The organism is Aminobacter sp. BE322, assembly GCF_050433525.1.
Lineage (GTDB): Bacteria > Pseudomonadota > Alphaproteobacteria > Rhizobiales > Rhizobiaceae > Aminobacter.
In genome coordinates this window covers 302,928-329,076 of sequence record NZ_JBNPXB010000001.1, presented here as the reverse complement: position 1 = coordinate 329,076, position 26,149 = coordinate 302,928, and the positions used below count along the sequence as shown (strand labels likewise).

At 64.5% G+C, this 26,149-nt stretch carries 23 protein-coding genes; 12 read left to right on the top strand and 11 right to left on the bottom strand.

The features are described 5' to 3' along the window. Positions 1–29: 29 nt before the first annotated feature. The 5 genes from J2X50_RS01590 to J2X50_RS01570 all read left to right on the top strand — a co-directional run bounded on the left by J2X50_RS01590 (position 30) and on the right by J2X50_RS01570 (position 5,267). Positions 30–1,208 carry an NAD(P)/FAD-dependent oxidoreductase gene (locus J2X50_RS01590; RefSeq protein WP_429090886.1) on the top strand — a complete coding sequence of 393 codons (1,179 nt, stop codon included), beginning with the start codon at positions 30–32 and terminating at the stop codon, positions 1,206–1,208. Positions 1,209–1,264: 56 nt separating this feature from the next. Then, on the top strand, positions 1,265–1,822 hold the full coding sequence (locus J2X50_RS01585; protein WP_429090885.1) for an RNA polymerase sigma factor: 558 nt from the start codon (positions 1,265–1,267) through the stop codon (positions 1,820–1,822). A 2-nt stretch (positions 1,823–1,824) separates the two neighbouring features. Continuing rightward, complete coding sequence (locus tag J2X50_RS01580; protein WP_429090883.1) at positions 1,825–3,861, top strand: vWA domain-containing protein; 2,037 nt, start codon at positions 1,825–1,827, stop codon at positions 3,859–3,861. Between the two features lie 122 nt (positions 3,862–3,983). After that, a complete protein-coding gene (locus J2X50_RS01575; protein ID WP_429090881.1) occupies positions 3,984–4,430 on the top strand; it encodes a hypothetical protein in 447 nt (148 codons plus the stop codon). Positions 4,431–4,724: 294 nt separating this feature from the next. Next, complete coding sequence (locus J2X50_RS01570) at positions 4,725–5,267, top strand: PadR family transcriptional regulator (protein WP_429090879.1); 543 nt, start codon at positions 4,725–4,727, stop codon at positions 5,265–5,267. 464 nt (positions 5,268–5,731) lie between these two features. Here J2X50_RS01570 and bmt read toward each other — a convergent pair whose 3' ends face one another. Continuing rightward, on the bottom strand, positions 5,732–6,763 hold the full coding sequence (gene bmt / locus J2X50_RS01565) for a betaine--homocysteine S-methyltransferase (RefSeq protein WP_429090877.1): 1,032 nt from the start codon (positions 6,761–6,763) through the stop codon (positions 5,732–5,734). Positions 6,764–6,883: 120 nt separating this feature from the next. Further along, positions 6,884–7,732, bottom strand: coding sequence for a helix-turn-helix domain-containing protein (locus J2X50_RS01560; RefSeq protein WP_429090875.1), 849 nt, complete (start codon positions 7,730–7,732; stop codon positions 6,884–6,886). A 216-nt stretch (positions 7,733–7,948) separates the two neighbouring features. Here J2X50_RS01560 and J2X50_RS01555 point away from each other — a divergent pair, with 216 nt between their 5' ends. Further along, positions 7,949–8,959 (top strand): fatty acid desaturase, encoded by a 1,011-nt coding sequence (locus J2X50_RS01555; RefSeq protein ID WP_429090873.1) that lies wholly within the window; start codon positions 7,949–7,951, stop codon positions 8,957–8,959. A 47-nt stretch (positions 8,960–9,006) separates the two neighbouring features. Beyond that, positions 9,007–9,807 (top strand): phosphate/phosphite/phosphonate ABC transporter substrate-binding protein, encoded by an 801-nt coding sequence (locus J2X50_RS01550; protein WP_429090871.1) that lies wholly within the window; start codon positions 9,007–9,009, stop codon positions 9,805–9,807. Positions 9,808–9,842: 35 nt separating this feature from the next. On the opposite strand, the gene J2X50_RS01545 is transcribed toward J2X50_RS01550, so the two are convergent. From J2X50_RS01545 to J2X50_RS01520, 6 genes are all read right to left on the bottom strand, one after another. Continuing rightward, complete coding sequence (locus J2X50_RS01545) at positions 9,843–10,139, bottom strand: hypothetical protein (RefSeq protein ID WP_429090869.1); 297 nt, start codon at positions 10,137–10,139, stop codon at positions 9,843–9,845. Between the two features lie 6 nt (positions 10,140–10,145). Beyond that, positions 10,146–11,405 (bottom strand): glycosyltransferase family 39 protein, encoded by a 1,260-nt coding sequence (locus J2X50_RS01540; protein WP_429090868.1) that lies wholly within the window; start codon positions 11,403–11,405, stop codon positions 10,146–10,148. Between the two features lie 192 nt (positions 11,406–11,597). Further along, the gene (locus J2X50_RS01535; protein WP_429090866.1) at positions 11,598–12,953 is read right to left on the bottom strand and encodes a M24 family metallopeptidase; all 1,356 of its coding nucleotides are present in this window, start codon (positions 12,951–12,953) and stop codon (positions 11,598–11,600) included. 236 nt (positions 12,954–13,189) lie between these two features. Continuing rightward, the gene (locus J2X50_RS01530; protein WP_429090864.1) at positions 13,190–15,763 is read right to left on the bottom strand and encodes a GcvT family protein; all 2,574 of its coding nucleotides are present in this window, start codon (positions 15,761–15,763) and stop codon (positions 13,190–13,192) included. Between the two features lie 62 nt (positions 15,764–15,825). Next, on the bottom strand, positions 15,826–17,400 hold the full coding sequence (locus J2X50_RS01525; protein WP_347965200.1) for a trimethylamine methyltransferase family protein: 1,575 nt from the start codon (positions 17,398–17,400) through the stop codon (positions 15,826–15,828). Positions 17,401–17,594: 194 nt separating this feature from the next. Next, positions 17,595–17,972: a COG4315 family predicted lipoprotein gene (locus J2X50_RS01520; RefSeq protein ID WP_429090863.1), complete on the bottom strand. Its 378-nt coding sequence runs from the start codon at positions 17,970–17,972 to the stop codon at positions 17,595–17,597. Between the two features lie 319 nt (positions 17,973–18,291). On the opposite strand from J2X50_RS01520, the gene J2X50_RS01515 reads away from it, so the two are divergent. From J2X50_RS01515 to J2X50_RS01505, 3 genes are all read left to right on the top strand, one after another. Beyond that, positions 18,292–19,671: an aspartate aminotransferase family protein gene (locus tag J2X50_RS01515; protein WP_429090861.1), complete on the top strand. Its 1,380-nt coding sequence runs from the start codon at positions 18,292–18,294 to the stop codon at positions 19,669–19,671. Positions 19,672–19,726: 55 nt separating this feature from the next. Further along, the gene (locus J2X50_RS01510) at positions 19,727–20,137 is read left to right on the top strand and encodes a carboxymuconolactone decarboxylase family protein (RefSeq protein WP_429090859.1); all 411 of its coding nucleotides are present in this window, start codon (positions 19,727–19,729) and stop codon (positions 20,135–20,137) included. A 108-nt stretch (positions 20,138–20,245) separates the two neighbouring features. After that, complete coding sequence (locus J2X50_RS01505; RefSeq protein ID WP_429090857.1) at positions 20,246–20,626, top strand: hypothetical protein; 381 nt, start codon at positions 20,246–20,248, stop codon at positions 20,624–20,626. A 307-nt stretch (positions 20,627–20,933) separates the two neighbouring features. Here the strand turns inward: J2X50_RS01505 and mmsB are convergent, their stop codons facing one another. Continuing rightward, the gene (gene mmsB / locus J2X50_RS01500; protein ID WP_429090855.1) at positions 20,934–21,818 is read right to left on the bottom strand and encodes a 3-hydroxyisobutyrate dehydrogenase; all 885 of its coding nucleotides are present in this window, start codon (positions 21,816–21,818) and stop codon (positions 20,934–20,936) included. Positions 21,819–21,938: 120 nt separating this feature from the next. Then, on the bottom strand, positions 21,939–23,117 hold the full coding sequence (locus tag J2X50_RS01495; RefSeq protein WP_429090853.1) for an isobutyryl-CoA dehydrogenase: 1,179 nt from the start codon (positions 23,115–23,117) through the stop codon (positions 21,939–21,941). 116 nt (positions 23,118–23,233) lie between these two features. Between J2X50_RS01495 and J2X50_RS01490 the strand changes: the two genes are divergently transcribed. Continuing rightward, positions 23,234–23,845: a dimethylsulfonioproprionate lyase family protein gene (locus J2X50_RS01490; RefSeq protein WP_429090852.1), complete on the top strand. Its 612-nt coding sequence runs from the start codon at positions 23,234–23,236 to the stop codon at positions 23,843–23,845. Between the two features lie 2 nt (positions 23,846–23,847). Then, entirely contained in the window at positions 23,848–25,317 is a 1,470-nt protein-coding gene (locus J2X50_RS01485; RefSeq protein WP_429090850.1) for a cobyric acid synthase, read from the top strand. 4 nt (positions 25,318–25,321) lie between these two features. Here the strand turns inward: J2X50_RS01485 and J2X50_RS01480 are convergent, their stop codons facing one another. Next, complete coding sequence (locus J2X50_RS01480; RefSeq protein WP_429090848.1) at positions 25,322–26,107, bottom strand: TSUP family transporter; 786 nt, start codon at positions 26,105–26,107, stop codon at positions 25,322–25,324. Positions 26,108–26,149: the final 42 nt, after the last annotated feature.

The window sequence follows — 26,149 nt, the reverse complement described above, 5'->3', positions numbered from 1 at the left end:
GTCGACGATCTCACCAGTGGAAAGCCTTGATGCAATCATTCGACGTCGTGGTGATCGGCGCGGGCGCGGCCGGCATGATGTGTGCAGCCGAGGCCGGCAAGCGCGGCCGCTCGGTGCTGATCGTCGACCATGCGGCTGCGCCGGGCGAAAAGATCCGAATTTCCGGCGGCGGCCGCTGCAACTTCACCAACATCAATGCCGCGCCGAAGCATTTTCTCTCGCAGAACCCGCATTTCTGCATTTCGGCGCTGAGCCGCTACACCCAGAAAAACTTCATCGACCTCGTCGAGCGCTACGGCATCGCCTATCACGAGAAGACGCTCGGCCAGCTGTTCTGCGACGGCTCGGCACGCCAGATCATCGACATGCTGGTTGCCGAGATGCGCGACGGCGGTGTCGAGATGCGGCTCGCCACCAAGGTCGAAGGCGTCAGCCGGATCGGCGACGGCTTCGAACTTGCGCTGACCGGCGGCAAGGTTCGGTGCTCGTCGCTTGTCGTCGCCTGCGGCGGCAAATCGATCCCCAAGATGGGCGCGACCGGCTTCGGCTATGAGATTGCGGAACAGTTCGGCCTGCCGGTGGTCGAGACACGGCCTGCGCTGGTACCTCTCACCTTCGACGCCAACACGCTTGCGAAGCTGGCCCCACTCTCCGGCGTCGCCGTCGATGCCGAAGTCGGCTGCGGCAAGGCGAGCTTTGCCGAGGCGATGCTGTTCACCCATCGCGGCATCAGCGGGCCTTCGATCCTGCAGATCTCGTCCTACTGGCGCGAGGGCGACGAGATCGCGATCTCGATGCTCCCCGGAGCAGACGTCGCGGGCCTCTTGCGCGAGGCCAAGCGTACCAACGGTCGCCAGGCGGTCCAGACCGTCCTTGCCGCACATCTGCCCAGGAAGCTCGCCCAGACAATCGCCGAGCGGCTCGGCTTCAACGGCAATCTCGCCGATCTCAACGACGCCCACCTGAAGGCGGTCGATGCAGCGGTCAATCAGTGGCGCATCAAGCCGGCCGGTTCGGAGGGCTACCGCACGGCGGAGGTGACGCTCGGCGGGGTCGATACGCGTGCGCTCGACCAGAAGACCATGCAGGCCAAATCGGTGCCCGGCCTCTATTTCATCGGCGAAGTCGTCGATGTCACCGGCTGGCTTGGCGGCTACAATTTCCAGTGGGCCTGGTCGTCGGGCTGGGTGGCCGGACAAGCCGTCTAAAAAATTCTTTCCGCCACCCCAAGGATCGTCCAAAAGCTTTCGTCCAAGGGGCGATGATGGTGATGATGCTGGACGAGGGCGAGGCCTCCGACGCCGATCTGGTCGGACGAGCGCGCGACGGCGACAGGCAGGCTTTCGGCGAACTCGTCGGAAGGCACTACGATTTCATCCATCGCGTCGCCTGGCGCTGGTGCGGCAACCGGCCGGATGCGGAGGACATCGCCCAGGAGGTGTGCGCACGGTTAGGCCGCGCCATCCGCGACTATCGCGGCGGCTCCGCCTTCACCACCTGGCTCTACGCGATGACGCTGAATGCCGCGCGCGATGCGTCGCGCAAATCCGCGAGGGAGACGGCGAAGACTGCGGCCTATGGTGTCCACGCGCTGGTTGCGGGCGAACCCGAGGCGGGCGAAGACCCGGCGGAAGCTCTGTGGGCTGCCGTCCGCCAATTGCCCGACAAGCAGCGCGACGCGATCCTCCTCGTCTATGGCGAAGGCTTGTCGCATGCCGATGCCGCCGAGGCGATGGCGGTCGCCGAGGCCACCGTCTCCTGGCACATCCATGAAGCGAAGAAACGGCTGAAGCTGCTGATGCGCTCGGCCGGGGAAGAATGATCATGGTCGACGACAATGAACTCGACGTGCTCAGGAACATGCAGGCGCCGGCGCCGAATGCCGAGGCGAAGGCGCGCGCGCTGGCGGCTGCCATGTCTGCCTACGACGAAGAAAAAATCTCTCCGGCGGCCCAAGGAACGGGCAAGGACAATCGTCTCACCGAACGAGCAAGGAAGCTCTGGAGAGACATCATGCAGAAGAAGCTGATCGCGGCGCCGGCACTAGCCGGGCTCGTCGCCCTGCCGATTGCGGGTTACGCCACGTTCTACCTGATAGAGGAATCGCCGTTCCGTTTGCCGGCGCCTGAGGCCAAGCAGGAGGCGCGCGAGCGCGTCGAGCCGTCGACTGCAGCACAGCAAGCTGCCAAGCCGAACGCCGAGGCAGGCCGGATCGCCGAAACCCTCACTGCGGCCAGGGCGAAATCCGACGTTGCCGACGAGGAAGCAGCCGCGACGAACGAAGCCGCGCCCGCGATGCCCGCGCCGGCGCCGATGGCCGACGCGGCGGCGCCCGTCGTCCGGATGACCGCGCCTCAGGGCATGCCCACCCTCATGGCCGAGCCGCAGGGCGCCATCGCCCCGTCGGACCTGCCGATGCCGCGCGAGGAAAATCGCGACCGCATCGAGGACTTCAAGACCAACCCGGTGCGCTCGGCGCTGGAGGATCCGGTTTCGACCTTCTCCATCGACGTCGACACGGCGTCCTATTCCTTCGTCCGCCGTTCGCTGAAGGAAGGCATCCTTCCCCAGCCCGACACCGTGCGCGTCGAGGAAATGGTCAACTACTTCCCCTACGAATGGAAGGGGCCGGAGCAGGCGTCGACGCCGTTCAACGCGACGGTAAGCGTCATGCCGACGCCGTGGAGCGACAGCACCAGGCTGATGCATGTCGCGATCAAAGGCTACGACGTGCAGCCGGTGGAACGGCCGAAGGCGAACCTGGTGTTCCTCATCGACGTGTCGGGTTCAATGGACGAACCGGACAAGCTGCCGCTGCTGCGCTCGGCATTCCGGCTTCTGGTCAACAAGCTCGCTGCCGACGACACCGTCTCTATCGTGACCTATGCCGGCGATGCTGGGACAGTGCTCGAGCCGACCAAGGCTTCCGAGCGTGACAAAATCCTTGCCGCCATCGATACTTTGACGCCTGGAGGTTCCACCGCTGGCGAGGCGGGCATTCGCGAGGCCTACCGGCTGGCGCAGAAGAGCTTCGTCAAGGACGGCATCAACCGTGTCATGCTTGCCACCGACGGCGACTTCAATGTCGGCCAGACCGATGACGACGACCTCAAGCGGCTGATCGAGGACAAGCGCAAGTCGGGCGTGTTCCTGTCGGTGTTCGGCTTCGGCCGCGGCAATCTCAACGACCAGATGATGCAGACGATCGCCCAGAACGGCAACGGCACCGCCGCCTATATCGACACGCTGGCGGAAGCCGAGAAGGTGCTGGTGCAGGATGCGTCGTCAACGCTGTTCCCGATCGCCAAGGACGTGAAGATCCAGGTCGAGTTCAATCCCGCGACGGTCGCGGAATATCGCCTGATCGGCTACGAGACGCGGGCGCTCAACCGCGAGGACTTCAACAACGACCGCGTCGACGCAGGCGAGATCGGCTCCGGCCATTCAGTGACGGCGATCTACGAGATCACGCCGAAGGGCAGCCCGGCGGTGGCGATGGATCCGCTGCGCTACGGCCAGGCGGCCACGAACAATGGCGGTGTCGCCAACGCCGACGAATATGCCTTCGTCAAGATCCGCTACAAGGCGCCCGACGGCGACGTGAGCAAGCTGATCACCACGCCGGTGACCAAGGCGAACGAGGTGGTGAGTTTCGATGCCGCCGGCACCGACCAGCGCTTTTCGGTGGCGGTGGCCGCCTTCGGCCAGAAGCTGCGCGACGAGGATGCGACGTCAAAGTTCGGCTTCGACCGGATCGCCGAGATCGCTTCGGCGGCACGCGGTGCCGACCCCTACGGCTATCGCGCCGAATTCCTGTCACTGGTACGGCTGGCTTCTTCGCTCCAGGGCACCAAGCAATAGGCTGCCGCTTCAGGGTCAGGCAAGGGCAGGTGGGCAGGCCGGCGGAAAGGGGGCTTTCCGCCGGTCGATCTTTTGTGGTCTCTAGGGGGGGCACCCGAAGTGATTGGGCACCGGAGAGCTGAATGGCCGACAGGCAGTTGGACGAATGGGACATCGCGCATGGCGGCCTGCGCTCGTTGTCGTCTCGCGAGATCAAGGCGTTCTGGGACGGTTATCTCGCACGGCGCAACGATCCCAGGATACGCCATGGCAGCCTCTATTCGCGCTGGCGGCACGTCTCCGACGATCTGGTCGTTTCGCTCTACCTCACCAATCGAAGCGTCGGGCTGTTCGTGCGTGGCCAGCGTGGCGAGGGCCACGCCACGACCGTAAACCGGCTTTCGGCGTTCGAGCCCGGTCTCGGGCAGGCGCTGGGCGCCAGCCTGCGCGGCGAATACAAGCTCTGCTATCTGTCCAACCACCCCGTCTCGATGATCGATCCGGCCAACTGGCCGGCGGCCTATGAATGGCTGGAACGACGGGAAGAGCACTTCAGTAAGACCCTGGGCGACATTGTCGTTGGTGCGTAGACGCTAGGCAGTGCTGGATTTCGTGCCGGAAAAACAGCCGCATCGGCATGAGTGGATACTGGCCGTAAGTCACTGAAAATAATCTTAAAATTTGTGAAGTTTTAAGTCGGCGAGGGTGCTTCTCGTTGGCCGCTTTCGTGCGGCTGGGCATGCTCGTTCGGCAGAAAAGTTGCGTTCTATCTTGCAAAAGATATATCGTTGAATAGATATAGCTATATGAAGCAAACATCCTGGAGAGGTACTCACATGTTCAACCACCCAAATTTCAATCATCGCTGCGGCGGAGAATGGTCCATGTCGGGCCAGCATGAAGGCGGCAGGGGCGGCGGCCGGCATGGCCGCGGCGGTCCTTTCGGTCGCCATCGCGGCGGACCCTTCGGCGGCCGCGGGCCGCGCATGTTCGATCCCGGCGCGCTGCGCCTGGTCGTCCTCGGATTGATCGCCGAGGAGCCGCGCCACGGCTACGACATCATCAAGGCGCTGGAAGCCAAGTTCCAGGGTGCCTACAGCCCGAGCCCGGGCGCGATCTATCCGATGCTGCAGATGCTGGAGGAGGCGGACCTCGTGTCGTCGACCGCCGATGGCAACAAGCGGCTCTATTCGATCACCGAAGAGGGCAAGGCCTATCTCGCGGAAAACGCGGCGGAGCTCGCCAAGATCAATGCCCAGATCGACGAAGCTTCGACGCAGGTCAGTGGTGTGGCGCTCGGCGACGAGGTCAAGGCCCTGAACTTCGCCGTGTTCAGCCGGCTGCGCAGCGGGTCGCTGACAGCGGCGCAGGCCGAGAAGGCGCGCGAAATCCTCAAGAAGGCGCGGCGCGACCTCGAGGACCTCTGATCCTTGCCGCTCCCGACTCTGAAGTTCCAGCCTTAGGGCGGGAACTTCAGACAATTCAAGTCAAAAGCTCACGTCTTCGCGAACCGGATCGCAACGATCCGCGGCTAGGACAGCCATCGGGTAAGACGGGGGCTTGGAATGCAGGTTGATGGTCCGACTTCTGGCGCGATGGCGTTCGCGCCCGCTTCGGCTGTTTCACAGCCTCGCGCGGCGGGCCGCGCCGAAAACGTCGGGGCCGCAAAAGCCACACGGGCCGAGAGCCTAGCCGGCGGCGGCACAAGTGCGCTGGACGATGCGCACCGCACGGCGTTGTCCGCGTTGCGCAACCAGCGATTTGGCCTGGTCATGGAAAGGCTTGCGGGCGTCCGGATATCGGATGCCCTTGCGGCGATGCGGCCGGTCGAAGGGGCAGGGACCGACATCAGGTCGGCCCTCGCCCGCTACGATGAGAACAGCTGAACAGATCAGCTACGGCGGCGGCGTTCGCGGCGGCCCTCGCCGCCTTCGCCCGACCCGGCATCAGCCAGCTTGTTGCGCATGGGGCCGATGCGCTCGATGATGATCTCGACAGTCGGGCGCGCTTCCTTCCGGTGGCCGTCGAGCGCCTTGCGCATCGCGGCCAGGTGCTCGAACGAGGTGCCGCAGCAGCCGCCGATGATCCTGGCGCCGCCGTCGACCGCGAGCCGCACGTAATCCGACATCAGTTCCGGCGTGCCTGAATAGTGGATCTCGGTTCCGCGAAACTCGGGAATGCCGCAGTTGCCCTTGACGATGACGGTCGCTTCCGGCTTGGCCGCGGTCATGTCCAGCAGCGAGGCGAGGATGTCGGAAGCGCCGACGCCGCAATTGGCGCCGACGCCCAGCGGCGCCTCGGCCAGCCCATCCGCGACGGCGTGGATGTCCTTGGGCAAAAGCCCCATCATGGTGCGACCGGCGGTGTCGAACGAACCGGTATAGGTATAGGGCAGGCCAACGCGGATGGCGGCCTCGGCGGCGGCGCGGATTTCGTCCGGCGCCGACATGGTCTCGATCCAGGCGACTTCGGCGCCGCCGGCCTTCAGGCCCTCGATCTGTTCGGCGAAGGCGTCGACCGCCTGGTCGTAGGTCAGCGCACCGAGCGGCACCAGGAGCTCGCCGGTCGGGCCGACTGAGCCAGCGACGATGACCTTGCGGCCGGCCTTGTCGGCAACCGAACGGGCGATCTCGGCGGCGCGCTTGTTGAGTTCGAAAACGCGATCCTGCGCGTGATGCAGCTTGAGCCGGTGGCGCGTGCCGCCGAACGAATTGGTGAGGATGATGTCGGCGCCGGCATCGACGAACTTCTGGTGCAGCGTCTCGATCTTCTCGGGCGCGCTTTCGTTCCAAAGCTCAGGAGCCTCGCCGGCCTCCAAGCCCATGCCGAACAGGTTGGTACCGGTGGCGCCATCGGCAAGCAGGATGCCCTTTTCGGCGAGCAGGGCGTCGATCGGATTGGCGGTCATCGAGACGGCTTTCATGTGAATGGAAGATGGATAAGGATATAAAGAAGTCTTTATGTCCAGTCAACGCCTGGCATGTCGGCGGCGGCGATCTCCGCGTGCCGGTGTCCAGTCCCGGTGGGTGCCGGCGGGCGGCGATCAGCGGGTGAAGAAGCTTGTCGCCAGCTTGCGGGCGAAGGCCGCCGTCTCGTGCGGGTTGATGTCGGCGGCGCGGATCAGGTTCTCGAAGTGGCGGGTCAGGGTGCGGATCGGCTCGGTGGCGTAGAGCACCAGGTACATGTCGCCCACATAGAGAGCGGCGCGCGCCTGGCCGAAGATCGTGTAGGGCACCGAGTAGCGCAACCGGCCATCGTAGAGAAACAGGCGGAAGGTCGGATAGAGGTCGTCGAGCAGGTCGGCCATGTGGCGCAGTTGCGCCCGGCGGTCGCGGTCGGGGAGACCCGACCAGACGCCCAGCCCGCGCGCGAAAATCTCCAGCGTGTGGCGCGGCATGCAGACCTCCATGTCGGTCTCCGGCCTTCGGTTGTAGTCGATCCGGTATTGCGTCTCGCCGGCCTGCGCCTCGCGGCTCTTGTTCGAGATGTCGGCCTCGTAGTCGATCAGCGCCTCGGTGCGCAAAAGGTCGGGAATGCCGGCCGGCACGTAGCGGATCTTGGTGCCCGCCGCTTCCGCGTGCCACTTGGCAATCAGCGTCCGCTCGAAGCCGCCCGATGCCTCCTCGATTTCGAGGCTCTCGCGTATCTCGCCGGTGACGCCTTCGTCCTGGCTGAGGCCGAGCAGCCAGTCGAGCGAGATCTTGTGGGTCGAGGCGATCGTCAGCAGCGTTTCGGCCCGGGGCAGGCGCGTCGTGGCGCCCGACAGCAGTTGCGACAGCGCCGAGCGGTCGATGCCGATGGAGGCCGCGAATGCCGACTGGTTGAGCCCCGAGCGATGAACCAGCGTCTTGATGCGCTCCCTGAACACTTCCGATAGATCGCGTTTGTCCATGGCTGGCTCTTCCCGGATTCGAATTGCTTCCGCCGGCATGTCGGCGCGCGGAATTAGATTTAGCTTCCATGTTGTTTACTAAATATAACATCTGCGGCCTAAGAAGCGCAATGTAAACATTATGTACGCATTGTCGCGTTGAAGCCCTGCATGATTACTGACAACATTATGTCAGGAACCATCAGGTTCCAGCATGAGGGGACAGCAGGCATCAGCATGGCAAAGAGCAGAAAAAGGCGCAGCACGACCACGGCGGTGGAGTGGCCGACAGTATTTCTCATCGCTGCCTGTTATGCGCTCTGGCTCGTCGCCGGCGGGCTGCTGTGGCCGACCTTTCCCATCGTGGCCCTGATTGTCCTGTCTCTGATGGTGGCGCTTCAATCGTCACTGGTGCACGAAGTGCTGCACGGCCATCCGACCCGCAATGCGCTGGTCAACGAAGCGCTGGTGTCGCTTCCGATCGGTCTCCTCTGGCCGTACCGGCGCTTCAAGACCATTCATCTGCGCCACCATGCCGACGAGAAGCTGACCGACCCGTTCGATGATCCCGAGAGCTACTATCGGGCGCTGTGGCAGCACGAGCAGCTGCCGGGGGCGATGAAGTTCGTGCTCAAGGTCAACAATACCATGGCAGGGCGCTTCGTGCTCGGGCCGCTTCTGTCTTGCATCGGCTTCTTCATCGATGATGCGAAGTCGATCGCTGCCGGCGACAAGGCGATCCGCAAGGCCTGGCTTCTGCACGGGGCGGGACTCGCGGTGGTCCTTCCGGTCATCCAGTTCGGCTTCGGCATACCGATCTGGCTCTATGTGCTGGTTCCCGTCTGGCTCGGACATTCGGTGATCTCCGTCCGCACTTTTGCGGAACACCAATGGTCCGAGCATCCGGAAGGGCGCACGATCATCGTCGAACGCTCGCCGCTGTCCATCCTGTTCCTCAACAACAACCTGCATTTCGTCCACCACAAGAGCCCCACCGTCGCCTGGTACAAGCTGCCGGCGCTGTTTCGCGCACGTCGCGACGAGTGGCTCAGGATGAACAAGGGCTATGCCTATCCGAACTACCTGTCGCTGATCCGCGCCTATGCGTTCCGCGCTAAGGAGCCGGTGTGCCATCCAGTGCTGCGCCGCACGCCGGAGGCGGGCAGGGCGTTTGCGCCGCGCATCAGGGCGCGCAACGTCAATGGGCTGGGTACGGCGCCCGTACCCGCAGAACCACCGAAAGAATGAAGCCTCTTTCGCTTGCCAGCAGATGAAATCCAGCTTGAAATAATGCGATGAGCGCCTTCATAGCCGCACTACCCATGTATGACTGGCCCGAAATACGGGCGGATGTCGATGCCCAGTGGGCAACCCTGCGCGACCGGCTGCGGGCAGCGGGATACGACGCGCCAGAGCGCCTTGCCCGCTGCAACCGCGACATGCCGGCCGTTCCAGGGGGGATCCGCAACCGTGCCGGCGAGGTGATCGCTCCCGACCCGGCGACATTGCCACCGGAAGATTTCGATTTGGCGACGATGTTCCGGCATCCGCAGCTCTTGGTCGGCCAGACCTGCTGGGGACCCATGGAGAAGACCGGGCTTGCTGCGGAAGTTCGGGTCATCGGCCAGCCGAGCTACGACGGCATCGAGGGCGGGCGCGGCGATCTCTATTCCAGTGCGATCGTCATGCGAGCGGGCGCTGTGGCCTCGCCAGTCGCCGCGACGGCGGACAATGCGGCGCAGATCCCGCTGGAGCTCATCCGCGGCAAGCGCTTCGCTTTCAATAGCCGGGATTCAATGTCTGGCTATGACGGCATTTCCCGCGACCTCGCGGCTCTGGGCGAAAGTCTCGATATCTTCTCCGAGCAGGTGGAGAGCGGCGGCCATCGCTCATCGCTCGCCTATATCGTCGAAGGCAGGGCCGACGTGGCAACCGTCGATTGCCGGAGCTGGACGCTGGCGCAACGTTTCGAGCCAGCGGCCAAGGGGCTTGTCGTCGTCGGCTGGACAGGCAAGCGCAAGGGCCTGCCGTTCATCACGGCGGCCAGTACACCCGGCCCGGAGAAACTCATCGACGTCATTGCCGGAATGGCCTGAGCTCCTCACGCAATTGAGGGTTCCGGGCGTCCAGATCATTTTGCCTGCGGCGCCGAGGCTGGGGTCTTTACCAGCCGTATGATCCTGACTTGACGGTCAGTTTCCTTCCGGCTGAACAGCATGGGAACATCGAGGCGTACCATGGGAATGCCAGGCACATAGCCAGCCTTGGCGACGAGACCGAGCAGTTCCTCGCTCGGTTGCTGGCCGTCGAGGAGGGCGATGACGGCCGGCTCCTGAAGCTGCTTGGTGAAATCCGGCACTTCCGACGACAGTATCGTGAGGGCCGGATCGACCAGCTTGAGGTTGCCGATCCAGTGCCAATTGGACACTACGGTTCAAACCGGCTCTTCGGCGACCATGCCGCGATAGAGGGTACCATAGTCGATGCGGGCGATGCTGCCCCTGCCGTCGCCGCCATAAAGATGCATGTACCAGGTAAATGGCAGCACGAGGATCGCCAAGGTGGCGGCCACGCTGATGACGATGGTCTGCGCCGTCCTGCCTTTCTTGCCCAGGCTGTCCAGCCGCATGGCCAGCGCCACGGGCAGGAACAACAGCAGAGGCAGCATCCAGCGGTCCCGAAACGTGGTGGCTCCGCTGGCGAGAGCCAGGAACAGTCCTATGGCGAGGCCCGCAAGGATCGTTCGCCACATCAATTTCTCCAAGACGGGAAGGCGCTGGTCAGCGGTAAAAGGCCGGGCACGCGCCGCGAGGAGTGCGGCCGCGAAAACGGCAACGGGCAGCACGGCAAAGTTGAACGCTGCCCGGGTGAATCCTCGAATCCCGAGCCAGGCCGCAGCCAACTGGCCCTGATCTGAAGCCAATCCGAATTTGTAGCCACGGGCGACCAGTTCACCGGGATGGGTCGCATTCCAGTAGAGCGTCGGCGCACAGACGAGCATGGCGACGCCGATGCTGACGAGAAAGCGGCGGTCCAGGATTATCGCCCGGGTTTCGCTCAGCGACAGCACTGCAACCACGATGGCACCGAGCAGTATCAGGTCGTTGTACTTAGCCAGAATGGCGGCGCCCATCGCAAGTCCGAACACCGCATAGACCAAGGTGGATTGCCGCTGCAACAGCCAGGCCAGTACCAAAAGCATCAGCGAGCCCAGGGCAAAGACGGCTACCGAATGCGACAGCGTATGCTGCATTTCCCAGAATATCTGCGGAAAGAGCAGCACGCCGAACAAGGCAGTCACCGCAGCACGGCGGGAATAACCGAACTTCAGCACGGCGAGCAGGATCGCCGACGTCGCCACGAACATCATCGAGTATTTGACGAGCTTGAGCGTGAGTACGCTCGGGCCAAACAGTTGCGCCACCAGCCAGCCGAGCCAAGTGTACAGGGGCGGTTGCGAGCCGCCGTAGCCAGCCTGCAATTCGGTCATGTACATCAGTTGTTCGGCGTCATCGACGCCAACCCCGGTGCCCACGACTTGGGACAGCAGGGTCATCGCCACCACCTGAAGGCCGGCATAGACGGCCAGCACCACGATGATTGCGTCGAACCGGCCGATCTTGCCTTCGGCAAGCCAGTCGGCCTGCGCCGCGTGAAATCGAAAAGAAGGGATAGATGCCAGTCTGCTCTGCATGCGCGCCAAGTATCATGGAAGACCATGCTTCTCAATCGTGACGCGAAGTCACCTACGTAACTTCTCGCCACGGCGCGAAGTCTAAGAGTGCTGGCCCCTCGCCAAGCAATAAAATGTATTCGGTCTGGCTTCTAGCAGTTCGACACATAGACGTGTTCGGTCGCCAAAACAACCAGCCGCGCTCTGGCGTACTCACCCGCCCAGCAAGCGCGCATCGAGCGGGTAGGCGGAGAGCTGCTCATGACCGGCCTCAGTGACGAGCACCTGTTCTTCGATCTTGACACCTTCATGCCCGCCGAGGCGGCCGATATAGCTTTCGACGCAGACAACCATGCCCGGTTCCAGCACGCCGTCGGGCGTGTCGGCTGTCCAGTCGGAAGCGTGGGGCAGGGTCGGGTATTCGTCTGCCAGGCCGACACCGTGATAGAGCACGCCATAGCGCGCCGGGAAGCAGTCGGGCGGCGGCACCGCCGAGCGCTCGACCAGTTCACGAAACCCGATGCCGGGCCGGAGCAATGCGACATTGTGGGCGATCTGGTCGGCGGCAATTCTGTAGAGGTCGCGCTGTTCGCCGGTGGGGGCGCCATCACCGCATAGCCATGTGCGCGACAGGTCGGCGCAGAAGCCGTAGGGGCCGATGAGATCGGTGTCGAAGGCGACGAGGTCGCCCACTTGAACAATGCGCGACGAGCACTCCTGGAACCACGGATTGGTGCGCGGGCCCGACGACAGCAGCCGGGTTTCGATCCATTCGCCGCCGCGGGCAATGTTGCCGCGGTGCAGTTCGGCCCAGAGTTCGTTCTCGGAGATGCCGGGACGGAGCGCTGCCTCCATCTCGGCCATGGCTGCCTCGCAGGCGACGACGGCGCGGCGCATGCAGAGGATCTCGTCCGGCGACTTGATCAGGCGGGCGTTCTCCATCACCGCCTCGCCATTGCCGACCGAGATGCCGAGCCGGGCAAGTGCCGCGACGCCCTCGTGATCCAGATGGTCGACGGCGATGCAGCCGTTGCTGCCGCCATGCTCGCGGACGACGTCGGCGATGCCCCGAGCCCAGCGCTCCACCTTCATAGCGGTCAGCTCGCCGCTGTAGAGATACATCCACGACACCGCCGGCCGAACCTCGTCGACGACGCCCGAATGGTCCGACAGGTGCTCGCAGGAGAAGTAGTCGAACAGCACCACCGGCCCGTCGGTGGCGACGAAGCAGTGGCGGGTCGGGTTGTGCGCCACCCACAGCTGCATGTTGGTCGAGTCGGTGGCGTAGCGGATGTTGACGGGGTCGTAGAGCAGGGCGCCGGCACAGCCGCGCCGCCGGAGTTCAGAGCGGATGCGGTCGAGGCGATAGCGCCGCATGGCGCCAAGATCGGGCGCGGCAATGCCGGCCGCCGCCCATTCGGCCTCGGCGACCGCGCCATAGCCGAGAACATGGCTGTTGAGGTCTGCTGCCTTTGCGCGGGCCTGCTCGCGCAGTGCTTCCGTCGAACCGGGTTCGAACGGCATGATCTTGCGGTGGCGGCCGAAGTTGCCTTTTGACGGGTTGTCCATCAGCGGGCACCCGAAGATTGCAGAGGTTTGCGTTTCTTCGCGCCCCCCTCTGTCCTGCCGGACATCTCCCCCGCAAGGGGGGAGATCAGCAGTTGGGACCTCTGCGCATTCTTTGGAACTGTCGAGATTGGAAGAGACGAATGTGACAGCCAATCTCCCCCCTTGAGGGGGAGATGTCCGGCAGGACAGAGGGGGGCAACATAGAGCATCAGCTTTCCCTCGTGCCCCGCAAAGCCTTACCCCCGCATCTTGTCGCCGCTCGGGTCGAAGGGCGGCTCGACATTGATGCGCGCCGGGCGGCGCTTGCCAAGGATTTCGATCTCGAACAGGCCCTCCGCCTCGTTTTCGGCGAGCGCTGCCGGCACATAGCCCTGCGCCATCGACTTCTGGACATAGTGGGCATAGCCGCCCGAGGTCACCCAGCCGACCACGCGCCATTCGCCGTCGACGATGCCGCGCACGGCGGAGGCGCCGGTGGCGGCGTCTGAACCGCGCACTTCCTTGCCGGTCTCGTCGAAACGCGGCGCGCCATAGCCATGCGGCTTCTCGACCGTACCGAAGTCCTTGTCGCCGATCCTGGCCCAGATCGGCTCGTCGCCCATCACGTCGGCGTCGAGAGCGTCGACATAGAAGGAGACGCGGCGCAGCTTCGGTCCCTCGGCATGTTCCTTGGCGGCTGCCTCGCGGCCGATGAAGTCGTTCTTCTCGAGCTTGATGAAGCGTTCCATCGAACCCTCGAAAGGACCGTAGATCGGGCGAAGCTCGCGGAACCAGGTCGGGAAGTTCTTTTCCAGGCGCATCGAGAGCAGGGCGCGCATGCCGAAATCGACGATGCCGAACTCCTCGCCGGCCTCCCTGATCGCCTTGTAGACCAGCCGCTGATAGGCGGGCGCCATCCAGATCTCGTAGCCGAGGTCGCCGGTGTAGGTGATGCGGTTGACCCTGCAGGGCGCGCCGCCGACGGCCATCTCGCGGAAGTCCATGAAGCGGAAGGCCTTGCTCGACACGTCGACGTCGACGAGCTTGGCGAGCAGCGCCTGCGACTTCGGGCCGGCGATGGACAGGCCGACGAGCGTCTGGTCGAAGCGGTGGATGCGCACCGAACCGTCCTTGGGCAAGTGCTTTTCGAACCAGCGCATGTGGTATTTCTGCGCCGCCGACGAGCCCCAGATCATGAACTTGTCGTCGCCGGTCTTGGCGATGGTGAAGTCGCCGATCAGCCGGCCGAACTCGTTCAGCATCGGCGTCAGCACGATGCGGCCCTTCTTCGGCATGCGGTTGGTCATCAGCCGGTTGAGGAAGTCCTCCGCGGCGGGACCCGACACCTCGTATTTGGCGAAGTTGGCGATCTCGGTGACGCCGACACGCTCGCGGGTGGCGCGGACCTCGTTGCCGATATGCTCGAAGTCGTTGGAGCGGTGGAACGAAACGATGTCCCTGGGCTCGGTGCCCTCAGGCGCGAACCACAGCGGCGTCTCCAAGCCCCAGCTGTCGCCCATGACGGCGTTGTTGGCGACCATCGTGTCGTAGAGCGGAGTCGTTTGTGCCGGCCTGGCGGCCGGGAGCTCTTCATTGGGGAAGCGGATCGAGAAGCGGCGCGAATAGTTCTCGCGCACCTTGGCGTTGGTGTAGCGCAGGCTCGCCCATTCGCCGAAGCGGGCGACATCCATGCCCCAGACGTCGAAACCCGGGTCGCCATGGACCATCCAGTTGGACAGCGCGAGGCCGACGCCGCCGCCCTGGCTGAAGCCGGCCATGACCGCGCAGGCGCACCAGAAATTGGTCAGGCCCTGGACCGGGCCGACCAGCGGGTTGCCGTCGGGAGCGAAGGTGAAGGGGCCGTTGATGACCTGCTTGATGCCGGCGTTCGCAATGCCGGGGAAATGCTGGAAGCCGATTTCGAGCGAGGGTGCGATGCGGTCGAGGTCGGGCGCCAGCAACTCGTGGCCGAAATCCCACGGCGTGTTGACCGGCGACCAGGGCTTGCAAGCCTTCTCATAGGTGCCGAGCAGGATGCCGTTGCGCTCCTGGCGCGTGTAGATCTCGCCCTTGAAGTCGAGCACGCCGATCATCTCGCGGCCGGTTTCCTTGTTGAAGGCCTCGACCTCGGGCATCGGCTCGGTGAGCAGGTACATGTGCTCCATGGCCAGCACCGGCAGCTCGACGCCGACCATGCGGCCGACCTCGCGCGCCCACAGGCCGCCGCAGTTGACGACGTGCTCGGCCCTGACGGTGCCCTGTTCGGTCACGACGTTCCAGGTGCCGTCTGGATCCTGCGTCAGCTCCTTGACCGGATTGCGCAGCACGATTTCGGCGCCGAGCTTCTTCGCCGCCTTGGCATAGGCGTGCGTGGTTCCGGAGGGGTCGAGATGGCCCTCGACCGGGTCCCACATGGCGCCGACGAAGTGCTTCTCGTCCATCAGCGGGAACATCTTCTTGGCTTCGGACGGCGTGATCAGCTCGGTGTCCATGCCGAGATAGCGGCCCTTGGCATGCGCCAGGCGCAGGAAATCCATGCGCTCGGGGCTGTCGGCGAGCATGACGCCGCCGGTGAGATGCAGCGAGCAGGACTGGCCCGAAATCTCCTCCAGCTCCTTGTAGAGCTGCACCGTGTAGGCTTGCAGCTTGGCGACGTTGGGGTCGCCGTTGAGGGTGTGGAAGCCGCCGGCGGCGTGCCAGGACGAGCCGGAGGTCAGCTCCGAGCGCTCGATCAGCATGACGTCGGTCCAGCCGGCGCGAGCGAGGTGATAGAGCACCGAGCAGCCCACCACGCCGCCGCCGATGACAACCGCTTTCACATGGGATTTCATGAGGTTATATCCAAGTTTGAAGTATTCGATTCAGCGTGGAAGAGCCTTGGAGGCCCCTCTGGTCAAAAATCCGTCGGTGCGCCGCCTTCGGCCTTGCGCTTGTCGACGAAGGCGTTGAGCTCCTCGCGGATCGCCGGGTCGATCCACGGCTCCTCGTAGGCGGCGAGGCGCTCCTTCCAGATGCGGTTGGCGCGCTGGATCGCGGTCGGCGAGCCGGCCTCCGCCCAGGTCTCGAAATTGCGCCAGTCGGAGATGATCGGCGCGTAGAAGGCGGTCTTGTAGCGCGACTGGGTGTGGGCGGTGCCGAAGAAGTGGCCGCCGGGACCGACGTCGCGGATGGCATCGATGGCGAGCGCGTCCTCGGAGAGATCGAGCGGCGTCAGGAACTCCGCCACCATCTGCAGGAGGTCGATGTCGAGGATGGTCTTTTCGTAGGAGCAGGTCAGCCCGCCCTCGAGCCAGCCGGCGGCGTGCTTGACGAAGTTGCCGCCGCCCTGGACGCAGCCCCACAGCGAGAACACGCTCTCATAGGCAGCCTGCGCATCCACGGTGTTCGCCGCGCAGACATTGGAGGTGCGGTAGGGAATGTTGTAGCGGCGCGCGAGCTGACCGCCGACCAGCTGCGCCTTCATGTATTCAGGCGTACCGAAGGCGGGCGCACCCGACTTCATGTCGACGTTCGAGGTGAACCCGCCATAACCCACCGGCGCACCCTTTCGCACCATCTGCGAGAAGGCGAGGGCGGCGAGCGCCTCGGCGTTCTGCTGCACCAGCGCGCCGGCGATCGTCACGGGAGCCATGGCGCCGGAAAGCGTGAATGGCGTCACGACCACCAATTGCCCGTGCGACGACATCTGCACGATGCCTTCCATCATGGGAACGTCGAGCTTGAGCGGCGAGTTGGTGTTGATGATGGTCAGGACCGACGGCTCCTCAACGAACTGCTCCATCGAGACGCCGCGGGCGATGCGGGCGATCTCCATGCCGTCGACGTTGCGTTCCTTGCCCAGCGAGTAGCAGTGGAACACCTTGTCGGTCAGCAGCGCGAAGTCGCGCAGGCAGTCGAGGTGGCGGACGGACGGGTGGATGTCCACCGGCTCGACCGGATAACCGCCCGTGACATGCAGGATGTTGTGCATCTGCCCGAGCTTGACCAAATTGCGGAAGTCCTGGTGGTTGCCGGCGCGGCGGCCGCGATCGGTATCCGAACAATTCGGCGCCGAGGCCATCTGCGCGAAGATGACGTTGTCGCCGCCGAAGCGGACGTTGTGCGCCGGGTTGCGGGCGTGAAGCGTCACCTCCGAGGGGCAGGATGCCATGTATTCCATGATCATGTCGGGGTCGAAGCGGACGCGATGAGAGCCTTCGGCCACATCGGCGCCATGGCGCTTCATCGTGGCGCGCGCCTCGTCGTGGAGAACCTCGACGCCGATCTCCTTGAGCACGCGCAGCGAGGCGAGATGGATCGATTCCAGCTCGTCGTCGGAGACCAGTTTCGTCGGGGAAAAGGGGATCTTCAGCTGTCGGAAAGGTGGCTGCTCGAAAGCCGAAGAGCCGGACCGCTTGCCGGCACGGCCGCCACGTCGGGCTCGTTCTGCGGCGGCAGCCGGTTCGGCAGAGGTCAGGGCCACGGTCATCGGAATCCTCACGGCATGTCGAATTTGTCGTGGGCATATTGGACCGGGCGGTCGGCACTCATTGCGGAAGCGGCGACCAATAGCGCGAGGGAAGCGACATGCCACGATGCCGGAATGTCGGGAACGCAGCCGGCGCTGTCGCGAGGCAGATGAGACCAGCGGCGGTCGCCGGACCGCCGCCGGTCGGCGAGAGGTCAGTCGGCCTTGGCCACGTGCCAGACACCACCCTTGCCGTTGCCGGTCATGTCGCCGGCCTTCTTGTCCTGGGCGAACGTGTAGAGGGGCTTGCCCTCATAGGCCCACATCTTGGAGCCGTCGTCGCGGGTGACGAGCGTCCATTCGCCCTCGTCCTTGGCGTCGGCAGCGGCCATCAAGGGCGGCCAGTTCTTGGCGCAGTCGCCGTTGCAGGCGGACTTGCCGGCGCTGTCCTTGTCATAGGTGTAGAGCGTCATGCCGCTGGCGTCAGTGTAGATCTTGCCGGCAGAGCTATCCATGACCTTGGCCGGTTCGGCGGCAAAACTTGCCGCCGTGCTCAGGAACAGGAGGGCGAGGGCTGAAGCTACGGTTTTCATGCTGATTGACTCCCTGGGGATCTGTCTCGGCCGACAGGACGCCGGCCCACAGGCAGCTAACGTTCCCAACAGGCCTGGTATTCCGGTACTCCGGCGAAACGGCTGGTTGTGCTTGTCGTTGGGCGAGGTCGCGGGTTACATTGACTGCATGAGCGCGCCTCAAGCCCATGCCCCTGCGCAGGCTGCATCGAAGCCGTCGCCGCGTACCCGGCACGCCGAGCTTCTGCGGCTCTGCGCGCGCATCGGCTATTCGCCGCCACGCCTTGCTTGAATCCGCACCGGCAGTTGCCGGATTGATTCAAGAAGAAGGCACAACCCAATGACCTATCAGAATTATTCGCTGAAGCAGCTTCAGCAGATCGACGCCGCGCATCACCTCCACCCCTTCACCGACCACAAGGAACTGCGCGAAATCGGGTCGCGCATGATCACCCGCGCCGAAGGACCGTTCATCTACGATTCGGAAGGGGCGGAAATCCTCGACGGCATGGCCGGCCTGTGGTGCGTGAACATCGGCTACGGCCGCAACGAGCTGGCCGAGGCGGCCTATGCCCAGATGAAGGAGCTGCCGTACTACAACTCCTTCTTCAAGTGCACGACGCCGACGCCGGTGCTGCTTTCCAAGAAGCTGGCCGAGCTCGCGCCGAAGAACATCAGCCAGGTGTTCTACGGTTCGTCGGGTTCGGAAGCCAACGACACCGCCCTCAGGCTCGTGCGCCATTACTGGGCGCTTCAGGGCAAGCCGAACAAGAACCGCATCATCTCGCGCAAGATGGCCTATCACGGCTCTACGGTCGCCGGCACGTCGCTCGGCGGCATGGAAGGCATGCACAGCCAGCTCGGCGGCGCGGTGCCCAACATCGTCCATGTGATGATGCCCTATGCCTACGAGCTCGCTTTGCCGGGCGAGAGCGATGACGATTTCGGCCTGCGCGCCGCCAAGGCCGTCGAGGACGCCATTGTCGAGGCAGGTGCCGACAACGTCGCCGCCTTTATCGGCGAGCCGGTCATGGGCGCGGGCGGCGTGAAGATTCCGCCGGCAAGCTACTGGCCGGAAGTGCAGCGCATCTGCCGCAAGCACGACGTGCTTCTCATGCTGGACGAGGTCATCACCGGCTACGGGCGCACCGGCGAGTGGTTCGCGGCCCAGACCTTCGGAATCGAGCCCGACACGATCACCACTGCAAAAGCCCTGACCTCCGGCTACCAGCCGCTTTCGGCGCTGCTGGTCGGCGATCGCATCGCATCGACGCTGGTGGAGAAGGGCGGCGAGTTCTATCACGGCTACACCTATTCGGGGCATCCCGTGGCCTGCGCGGTGGCGCTCAAGAACCTCGAGATCATCGAGCGCGAAGGCCTTGTCGAGCGGGTCAAGAAGGACACCGGTCCATATTTCGCGCGGATGCTCAAGGAACGCATCGCCGGTCATGGTCTGGTGGGCGAGGTGCGCTCCGTCGGCCTGATGGGAGCCATCGAAATCGTCAAGGACAAGGCGACCAAGGAGCGGTTTTCGCCGGTCGGCAGCGCAGCGGTCGCGGTGCGTGACCATGCCATTGCCAACGGCATGATGCTGCGCGCTACCGGCGATTCGATGATCCTGTCGCCGCCGCTGATCTGGACCCGCGCCACCATCGACATGGCCGGCGACCGGATACTCAAGGCGCTCGATCTCGCCGAGCGCGACCTGAGGAAGGCCTGACATCGGGGCCGGGCAGGGCAACCTGTCCGGCCCTTCTCTATCCAGGGAGGAAAAGATGAGCGGCAAACCGATCGTGCCATTGATCGAGTACGAGCAGGCAAGCGACGCAGTCCGCGCCGTCTATGACGACATCATGGCTACCAGGAAGGTCGACTGGATCAACAACTTCTGGAAGGTGCTGGCGCATGATCCGGCGCTGCTGAAGCGAACCTGGGAGACGCTGCGCGAGGTGATGGCGCCCGGCACGCTCGACCCGCTCGTCAAGGAAATGATCTACATCGCCGTTTCGGCGACCAATGGCTGCGAATATTGCACCTATTCGCACACCGCTTCGGCACGCGCCAAGGGCCTCAGCGAGACGCAGCTGATGGAACTGCTGGCGGTCGTTGGCATGGCCAACGAGACCAACCGGCTGGCGAACGCCTTGCGCCCGCCGGTCGATGTCCAGTTCGAACCCAGGGGCTAGCCGCTTTACGCTTGTTCGCGATCAACGGCAGGTCTATTGTGCACTGCACAATAGACCTGCCGTTCGTTGCAGACTGAACAGGAACGGCATGCAGTCGGAGAGGTTCGCATGGGCAGCAAGCGGTTTGCGCGGGCTTCGCGCCAGTCGACGGCCATTGCCGGCAGCCTGATGCTAGCGCCCATGGTCGCGGCCATGCGGCTGCCGATGATGGCGACCGAGGCGAGGTCCGGCAGGATGCTCAACGGCGAAAGCCTGACCGCAGTCACCGAGAAGACCGCCGCGATGGCGGAGGGCGTCGTTGCGGCGCAGATCTCCTACTTCAACTCGGCCATGCAGTTCTGGCCCGAGGTGCTTGCGGGCAAGGCGCCTTCGGTACTCACCGGCGTCGCCGCGCAGCGCTCGGTTGCAGCCGCGCTGCGTCCGGCCAGCAAGCGGGTGAAGGCGAACTTTCGGCGGCTGTCGACGAAATCGACCGACAGGAGCGGCTGAAGCGGGGGGAACGCAAAAACCGCGTCCCGAACGGGAACGCGGCTTTGCCACTTGAACGCATGGCCCCTCGCTACGCTTGACCGGCGAAGGTTACGGCTCCGGTACGCGAGACCTGATCCGGAGCGCGACGGCTGCGATGACCGCCTTGCAAACCTTTTTAACCGGACATCGTTACCGCGTGGTTATCGAGAGCTTAATCAATTCTAAATTTTGAGCTTTTTCGACTTGCTGCCGGCTTCCGGCAGCGAAATCGACTGCCGGAAGGATTCCAGATAGGCACGAATGTCTTGCCGGGCCGCGCGCGTCGTCAGCCGGCTTCGCCGCGCAGGAATTTGATGATGCCCGAGAAGTCGGTGCCGCCATGGCCCTGGCCGGCAAACAGCGAATAGAGCTGCGTCGCTTCGGCGCCGAGCGGCGTGGCGGCGCCCGCCTGCTGGGCGGCTTCCTGCGACAGCTTCAGGTCCTTCAGCATCAGGGCCGCGGCAAAGCCCGGCTGGTAGTCGCGATTGGCCGGCGAGTTCGGCACCGGGCCCGGGACCGGGCAGTAGGAGGTCAGCGACCAGCACTGGCCTGACGAGGTCGAGGCCACGTCGAACAGCGCCTGATGCGAAAGCCCGAGCCTTTCGGCGAGAACGAAGGCTTCGGCGACGCCGATCATCGAGATGCCGAGGATCATGTTGTTGCAGATCTTGGCGGCCTGGCCGGCACCGGCCTCGCCGCAATGGACTATGCGGCCGGCCATCGGCTTCAACACCGGCTCGGCCACATCGAAGGCGGCCTTGGCGCCGCCCGCCATGAAGGTCAGCGTGCCGGCGGCCGCGCCGCCCGTTCCGCCGGACACCGGGGCGTCGACGGAGAGCAGGCCGTGCCTGCCGGCGATGGCGTGCGCCTTGCGGGCGGATTCGACATCGATCGTCGAAGAATCAATGAGAAGGGCGCCTTTCTTCACCTTGGGCGCGATATCCTCGTAGACCGACAGCACATGCTTGCCGGCCGGCAGCATGGTGATCACGACATCGGCGTCCTTCACGGCCGCCACCGCGTTGGCCATCACCACGACGCCGTTGCTTTTCGCCGTTTCGAGATGCTCGGGCATCAGGTCGAAGCCATGGACGGCATGCCCGGCCTTGACGAGGTTGGCTGCCATGGGGTTGCCCATGTTGCCCAGGCCGATGAAGGCGATGGTGGTCATTGAGGGGTCCTCCGTAGGGAAGGGAGTAAGGTAGTAAGGTAGTAAGGGAGTAGGGGAGTAGGGGAATAAGGTGTGGGAATGCGGAGTCTTACTCCCCTATTCTCCTATTCCCTTACTCCCCTAAGCCCTCCCGATCAGTTGCCGCGCGATGATGACGCGCATGATCTCGTTGGTGCCTTCGAGGATCTGGTGGACACGCAGGTCGCGCACCAGCTTCTCGATGCCGTAGTCGTGCAGGTAGCCGTAGCCGCCGAGTATCTGCAGGGCGTTGTTGGCCACGTTGAAGCCGGTGTCGGTAACCAAGCGCTTGGCCATGGCCGACCACTTCGAGGCGTCATGCGCCTTGCGGTCGAGCTTGGAGGCGGCGGCATAGAGGAACAGCCGGGCGGCCTGGAGTTCGGTTTCCATGTCGGCGAGGCGGAACTGCAGCGCCTGGAAGCGGTCGATTGTCTGGCCAAAGGCCTTGCGCTCGGCGGCATAGGCGAGCGCCTTGTCGAGCGCCGACTGCGCGCCGCCGACCGAGCAGGCGGCGATGTTGAGGCGTCCGCCGTCGAGGCCGGCCATGGCGATGCCGAAGCCCGCCCCTTCGGCGGAGAGCAGGTTCTCGGCCGGCACCTTGCAATCGTCGAAGATCACCTGGCGGGTCGACTGCATATGCCAGCCCATCTTGTGCTCGTTGGCGCCGAAGGACAGGCCCGGCGCATCCTTGGGCACGACGAGTGCCGAAATTCCCTTGGGGCCGTCGGCGCCGGTACGCACCATGGCGACATAAACGTCACTGTCGCCGGCGCCGGAGATGAATTGCTTGGTGCCGTTCAGGACGTAGTCGCTGCCGTTGCCGCCACTGCGCACGGCCTTGGTCTTGAGGGCGGCCGCATCCGAACCCGAGCCCGGTTCGGTCAGGCAGTAGCTCGCCAGCCATTCCATAGACGTCAGCTTGGGCAGCAAGCGCTGGCGCTGCTCCTCGTTGCCGAAGCGATCGATCATAGAGGCGGCCATGTTGTGGATGGAAATGAAGGAGGAGAAACCCGGGCAGGCCTGCGCCAGTTGCTCGAACACGAGCACGGCGTCGAGGCGACTGAGCGCCGAGCCGCCGACATCCTCCTTGACATACAGGCCACCGAAGCCGAGCTGGCCGGTCTCGCGAATGACGTCTTCGGGGAAGTGCTTGGCCTTGTCCCATTCGAGGGCGTAGGGGGCAACTCGCTCGGCGGCAAAGCTGCCCGCCATTTCACGGATTGCCAGTTGGTCTTCGTTGAGTTCGAATTGACCGGCTGTCGCTTCGATTGCGGCGTCCATGTCGGCCTCCCTGACGTTTTTGGCTATGCGCGGCGATCAATCTAGACCAATGATGCGCCCGCGCAACCCGATGACCGACAGAGCGGCTGTGCGAAAATGCGTGGGCGACAATCGACGTGACGACAATTTTTGATGAGCTGCTGGCGGCGTTCCGGGACTATCTGGAAAGCAGGGCCGACGTTCCAACGGTTCGTGATTTTCTCACCGACATCGACTGGGCGATGCCCGCCAGGGCGCTCGAGCCGAAGGCCATTCCGGGTTCGAGTCTTCTCGACCGCACCGTCGACCTTGCGTCCGACGCAACGCGACCGCTGGCGGCACTGCTTGCCCGGCACCGGGACCAGCTCCAATGGGGACAGACCTACGCAGCCGCCGATTTCGGCCAGCATTTCATCGACAACTACGGCTGGGTCGAGCTGTTCGGCACGCGCGGGCATTTCGACAACGACAAAGTTGCGGCCGGCTTCCTCGTCCTCGGGCCGGGGATCGAATATCCCGACCATCACCACATCGCCGAGGAACTCTACGTTCCGCTGACCGGCGGCACCGAGTGGCGGATAGGGGATGCTGCCTATCGGATGCGCGGGGCCGACGAGGTCGTGCATCACGCCTCGAACGTCGATCACGCCATGCGTACCGGCACAGAGCCGCTGATTGCGCTCTATCTCTGGCGTGGCGGGCCGTTGGCCCAGCGCTCGACGATCACCGCAAACCGGGGAGCCGAGTGATCATGGCCAAGGCGATCATGCTGCAGGGCACCGGCTCGGACGTCGGCAAGACGGTGCTGGTCGCGGGGCTGTGCCGGGCCGCGCGCAATCGCGGTCTCAGCGTCAGGCCGTTCAAGCCGCAGAACATGTCGAACAACGCCGCGGTGGCCGACCTTCCCGGCGAAGCGGGCGGCGGCGAGATCGGCCGGGCGCAATGGCTGCAAGCGATCGCATGCGGGGTCAAACCGTCCATCCACATGAACCCGGTGCTGCTCAAGCCGCAGAGCGACGTCGGCAGCCAGGTGATCGTGCAGGGCAAGGTCTTTGGCCAGGCCAAAGCGCGCGACTACCAGCAGCTCAAGCCGCAGCTGATGGGCGCGGTGCTCGATTCCTGGGAAAAGCTGGGCGAGGGCGCCGACCTCGTCATCGTCGAGGGCGCCGGCTCGCCGGCGGAGATCAACCTCAGACCGCGCGACATCGCCAATATGGGATTTGCCACCCGCGCCGACGTGCCGGTGATCCTCGTCGGCGACATCGACCGCGGTGGCGTGATTGCTTCGGTGGCCGGAACGCATCTCATCCTGCCCGAGGACGACCGGCGGATGATCGTCGGCTACCTCATCAACAAGTTCCGCGGCGACGCCAGCCTGTTCGACGAGGGAATCGAAGCGATCGGCCGGTTCACCGGCTGGCGCTGCTTCGGCGTCGTGCCCTGGCTCAAGGCCGCGGCCCTGCTGCCGTCTGAGGATTCGGTGATCCTCGAACGCCTCGCCGGCGGCGAGAAGCGCGCTCTCAAGGTCGCTGTCCCGATGCTTGGACGCATCGCCAATTTCGACGATCTCGACCCGCTGCGCGCCGAGCCGCAGGTGGAGGTGGTGTTCGTGGCGCCCGGCCAGCCGCTTCCCGACGATGCCGGGCTGGTGGTCATCCCCGGCTCCAAGTCGACCATCGCCGACCTCATCGGCTTCCGTGGCAACGGCTGGGATCGCGATCTCGAGGCGCATCGCCGCCGCGGCGGCCATGTGGTCGGCATATGCGGCGGCTACCAGATGCTCGGGCAGGTAGTGCGCGATCCGCACGGCATCGAGGGCAGCGTCAAGGAGACGCCGGGGCTCGGGCTCCTGGACATCGAGACGGTGATGGAACCGGAAAAGACGGTGCGCAATGTCGAGGCACGTTCCGTGCGCTACGACGAGCCACTCTCGGGCTACGAGATCCATCTCGGCCGCACGACAGGCCCCGACTGCGCCCGTCCGGCGGCCATCATCAACGGCGTCGAGGACGGCGCGACGTCGGCGGACGGGAAGGTGTTCGGCACCTACATGCACGGGCTGTTCAGCGCCGATGGCTTCCGCGGCCGCTTCCTCGAAAGTCTCGGCATCAGGGGCGGCGGCATCGACTATCCGGCCGAGGTCGAGCGTGCGCTGGACGAAATCGCCGCCGAACTCGAACGCCACCTCGATTGCGACGCGATCTTCGCGGCGGCGCGCTAGAAGATCAGAACCCGAGCAGCAGCCGCAGCGGATTGGTCGGGTCGATCAGCAGCTTGATGGCGAGCGCCACGCAGGTACAGACCAGCAGCGGCTTGATGAGCTTGGCGCCGCTGCGCATGGCCATGTGCGCACCGAGCCGCGCGCCGAGGAACTGGGCTGCGCCCATCACCAGCCCGACCTTCCAATAGACAGCGCCGACGAAGGCAAAGGCCAGCAGGCCACCGATGTTGGATGCGAAGTTCAACAGCTTGGTGTGGGCGGTCGCCTTGAGCACGCCGTAGCCCGCGAGCGCCACGAAGGCGAGCATGAAGAACGAGCCGGTGCCGGGGCCGAACAGGCCGTCGTAGAAGCCGATCGCCGGCACCACGGTCACGCCGAACAGGAAGGGCGAAATGCGATGAGTGCGGTCGACGTCGTCCATGTTCGGCTTGAAGGCGAAATAGAGCGCGATGGCGACCAGAAGGATCGGCATCAGCACGCGCAATATGTCGCCTGGAAGCACCGTTGCCAGCAGCGCGCCGAAGATGGAGCCGATGCAGGAGACTGCGGCCCATGGCAGTTGCCTGCGGACATCGACGTGGCCCTTCGCGGCATAGGTCATCGTGGCCGAGCCGGATCCGAACAGCGACTGCAGCTTGTTGGTGCCGAGCGCATCGACCGGTGGCAGGCCGGCGAGCAGTAGCGCCGGGATGGTGATCAGTCCGCCGCCCCCGGCGATGGAATCGATGAAGCCGGCGATGAAGGCCGCCGCAGTCAGGACAAGGATGGTATCGGTGGCGATTTCGAACATCTGCGCCGGCTTTGCGCTGGAGGGATCGGCGCCTTCGACCAC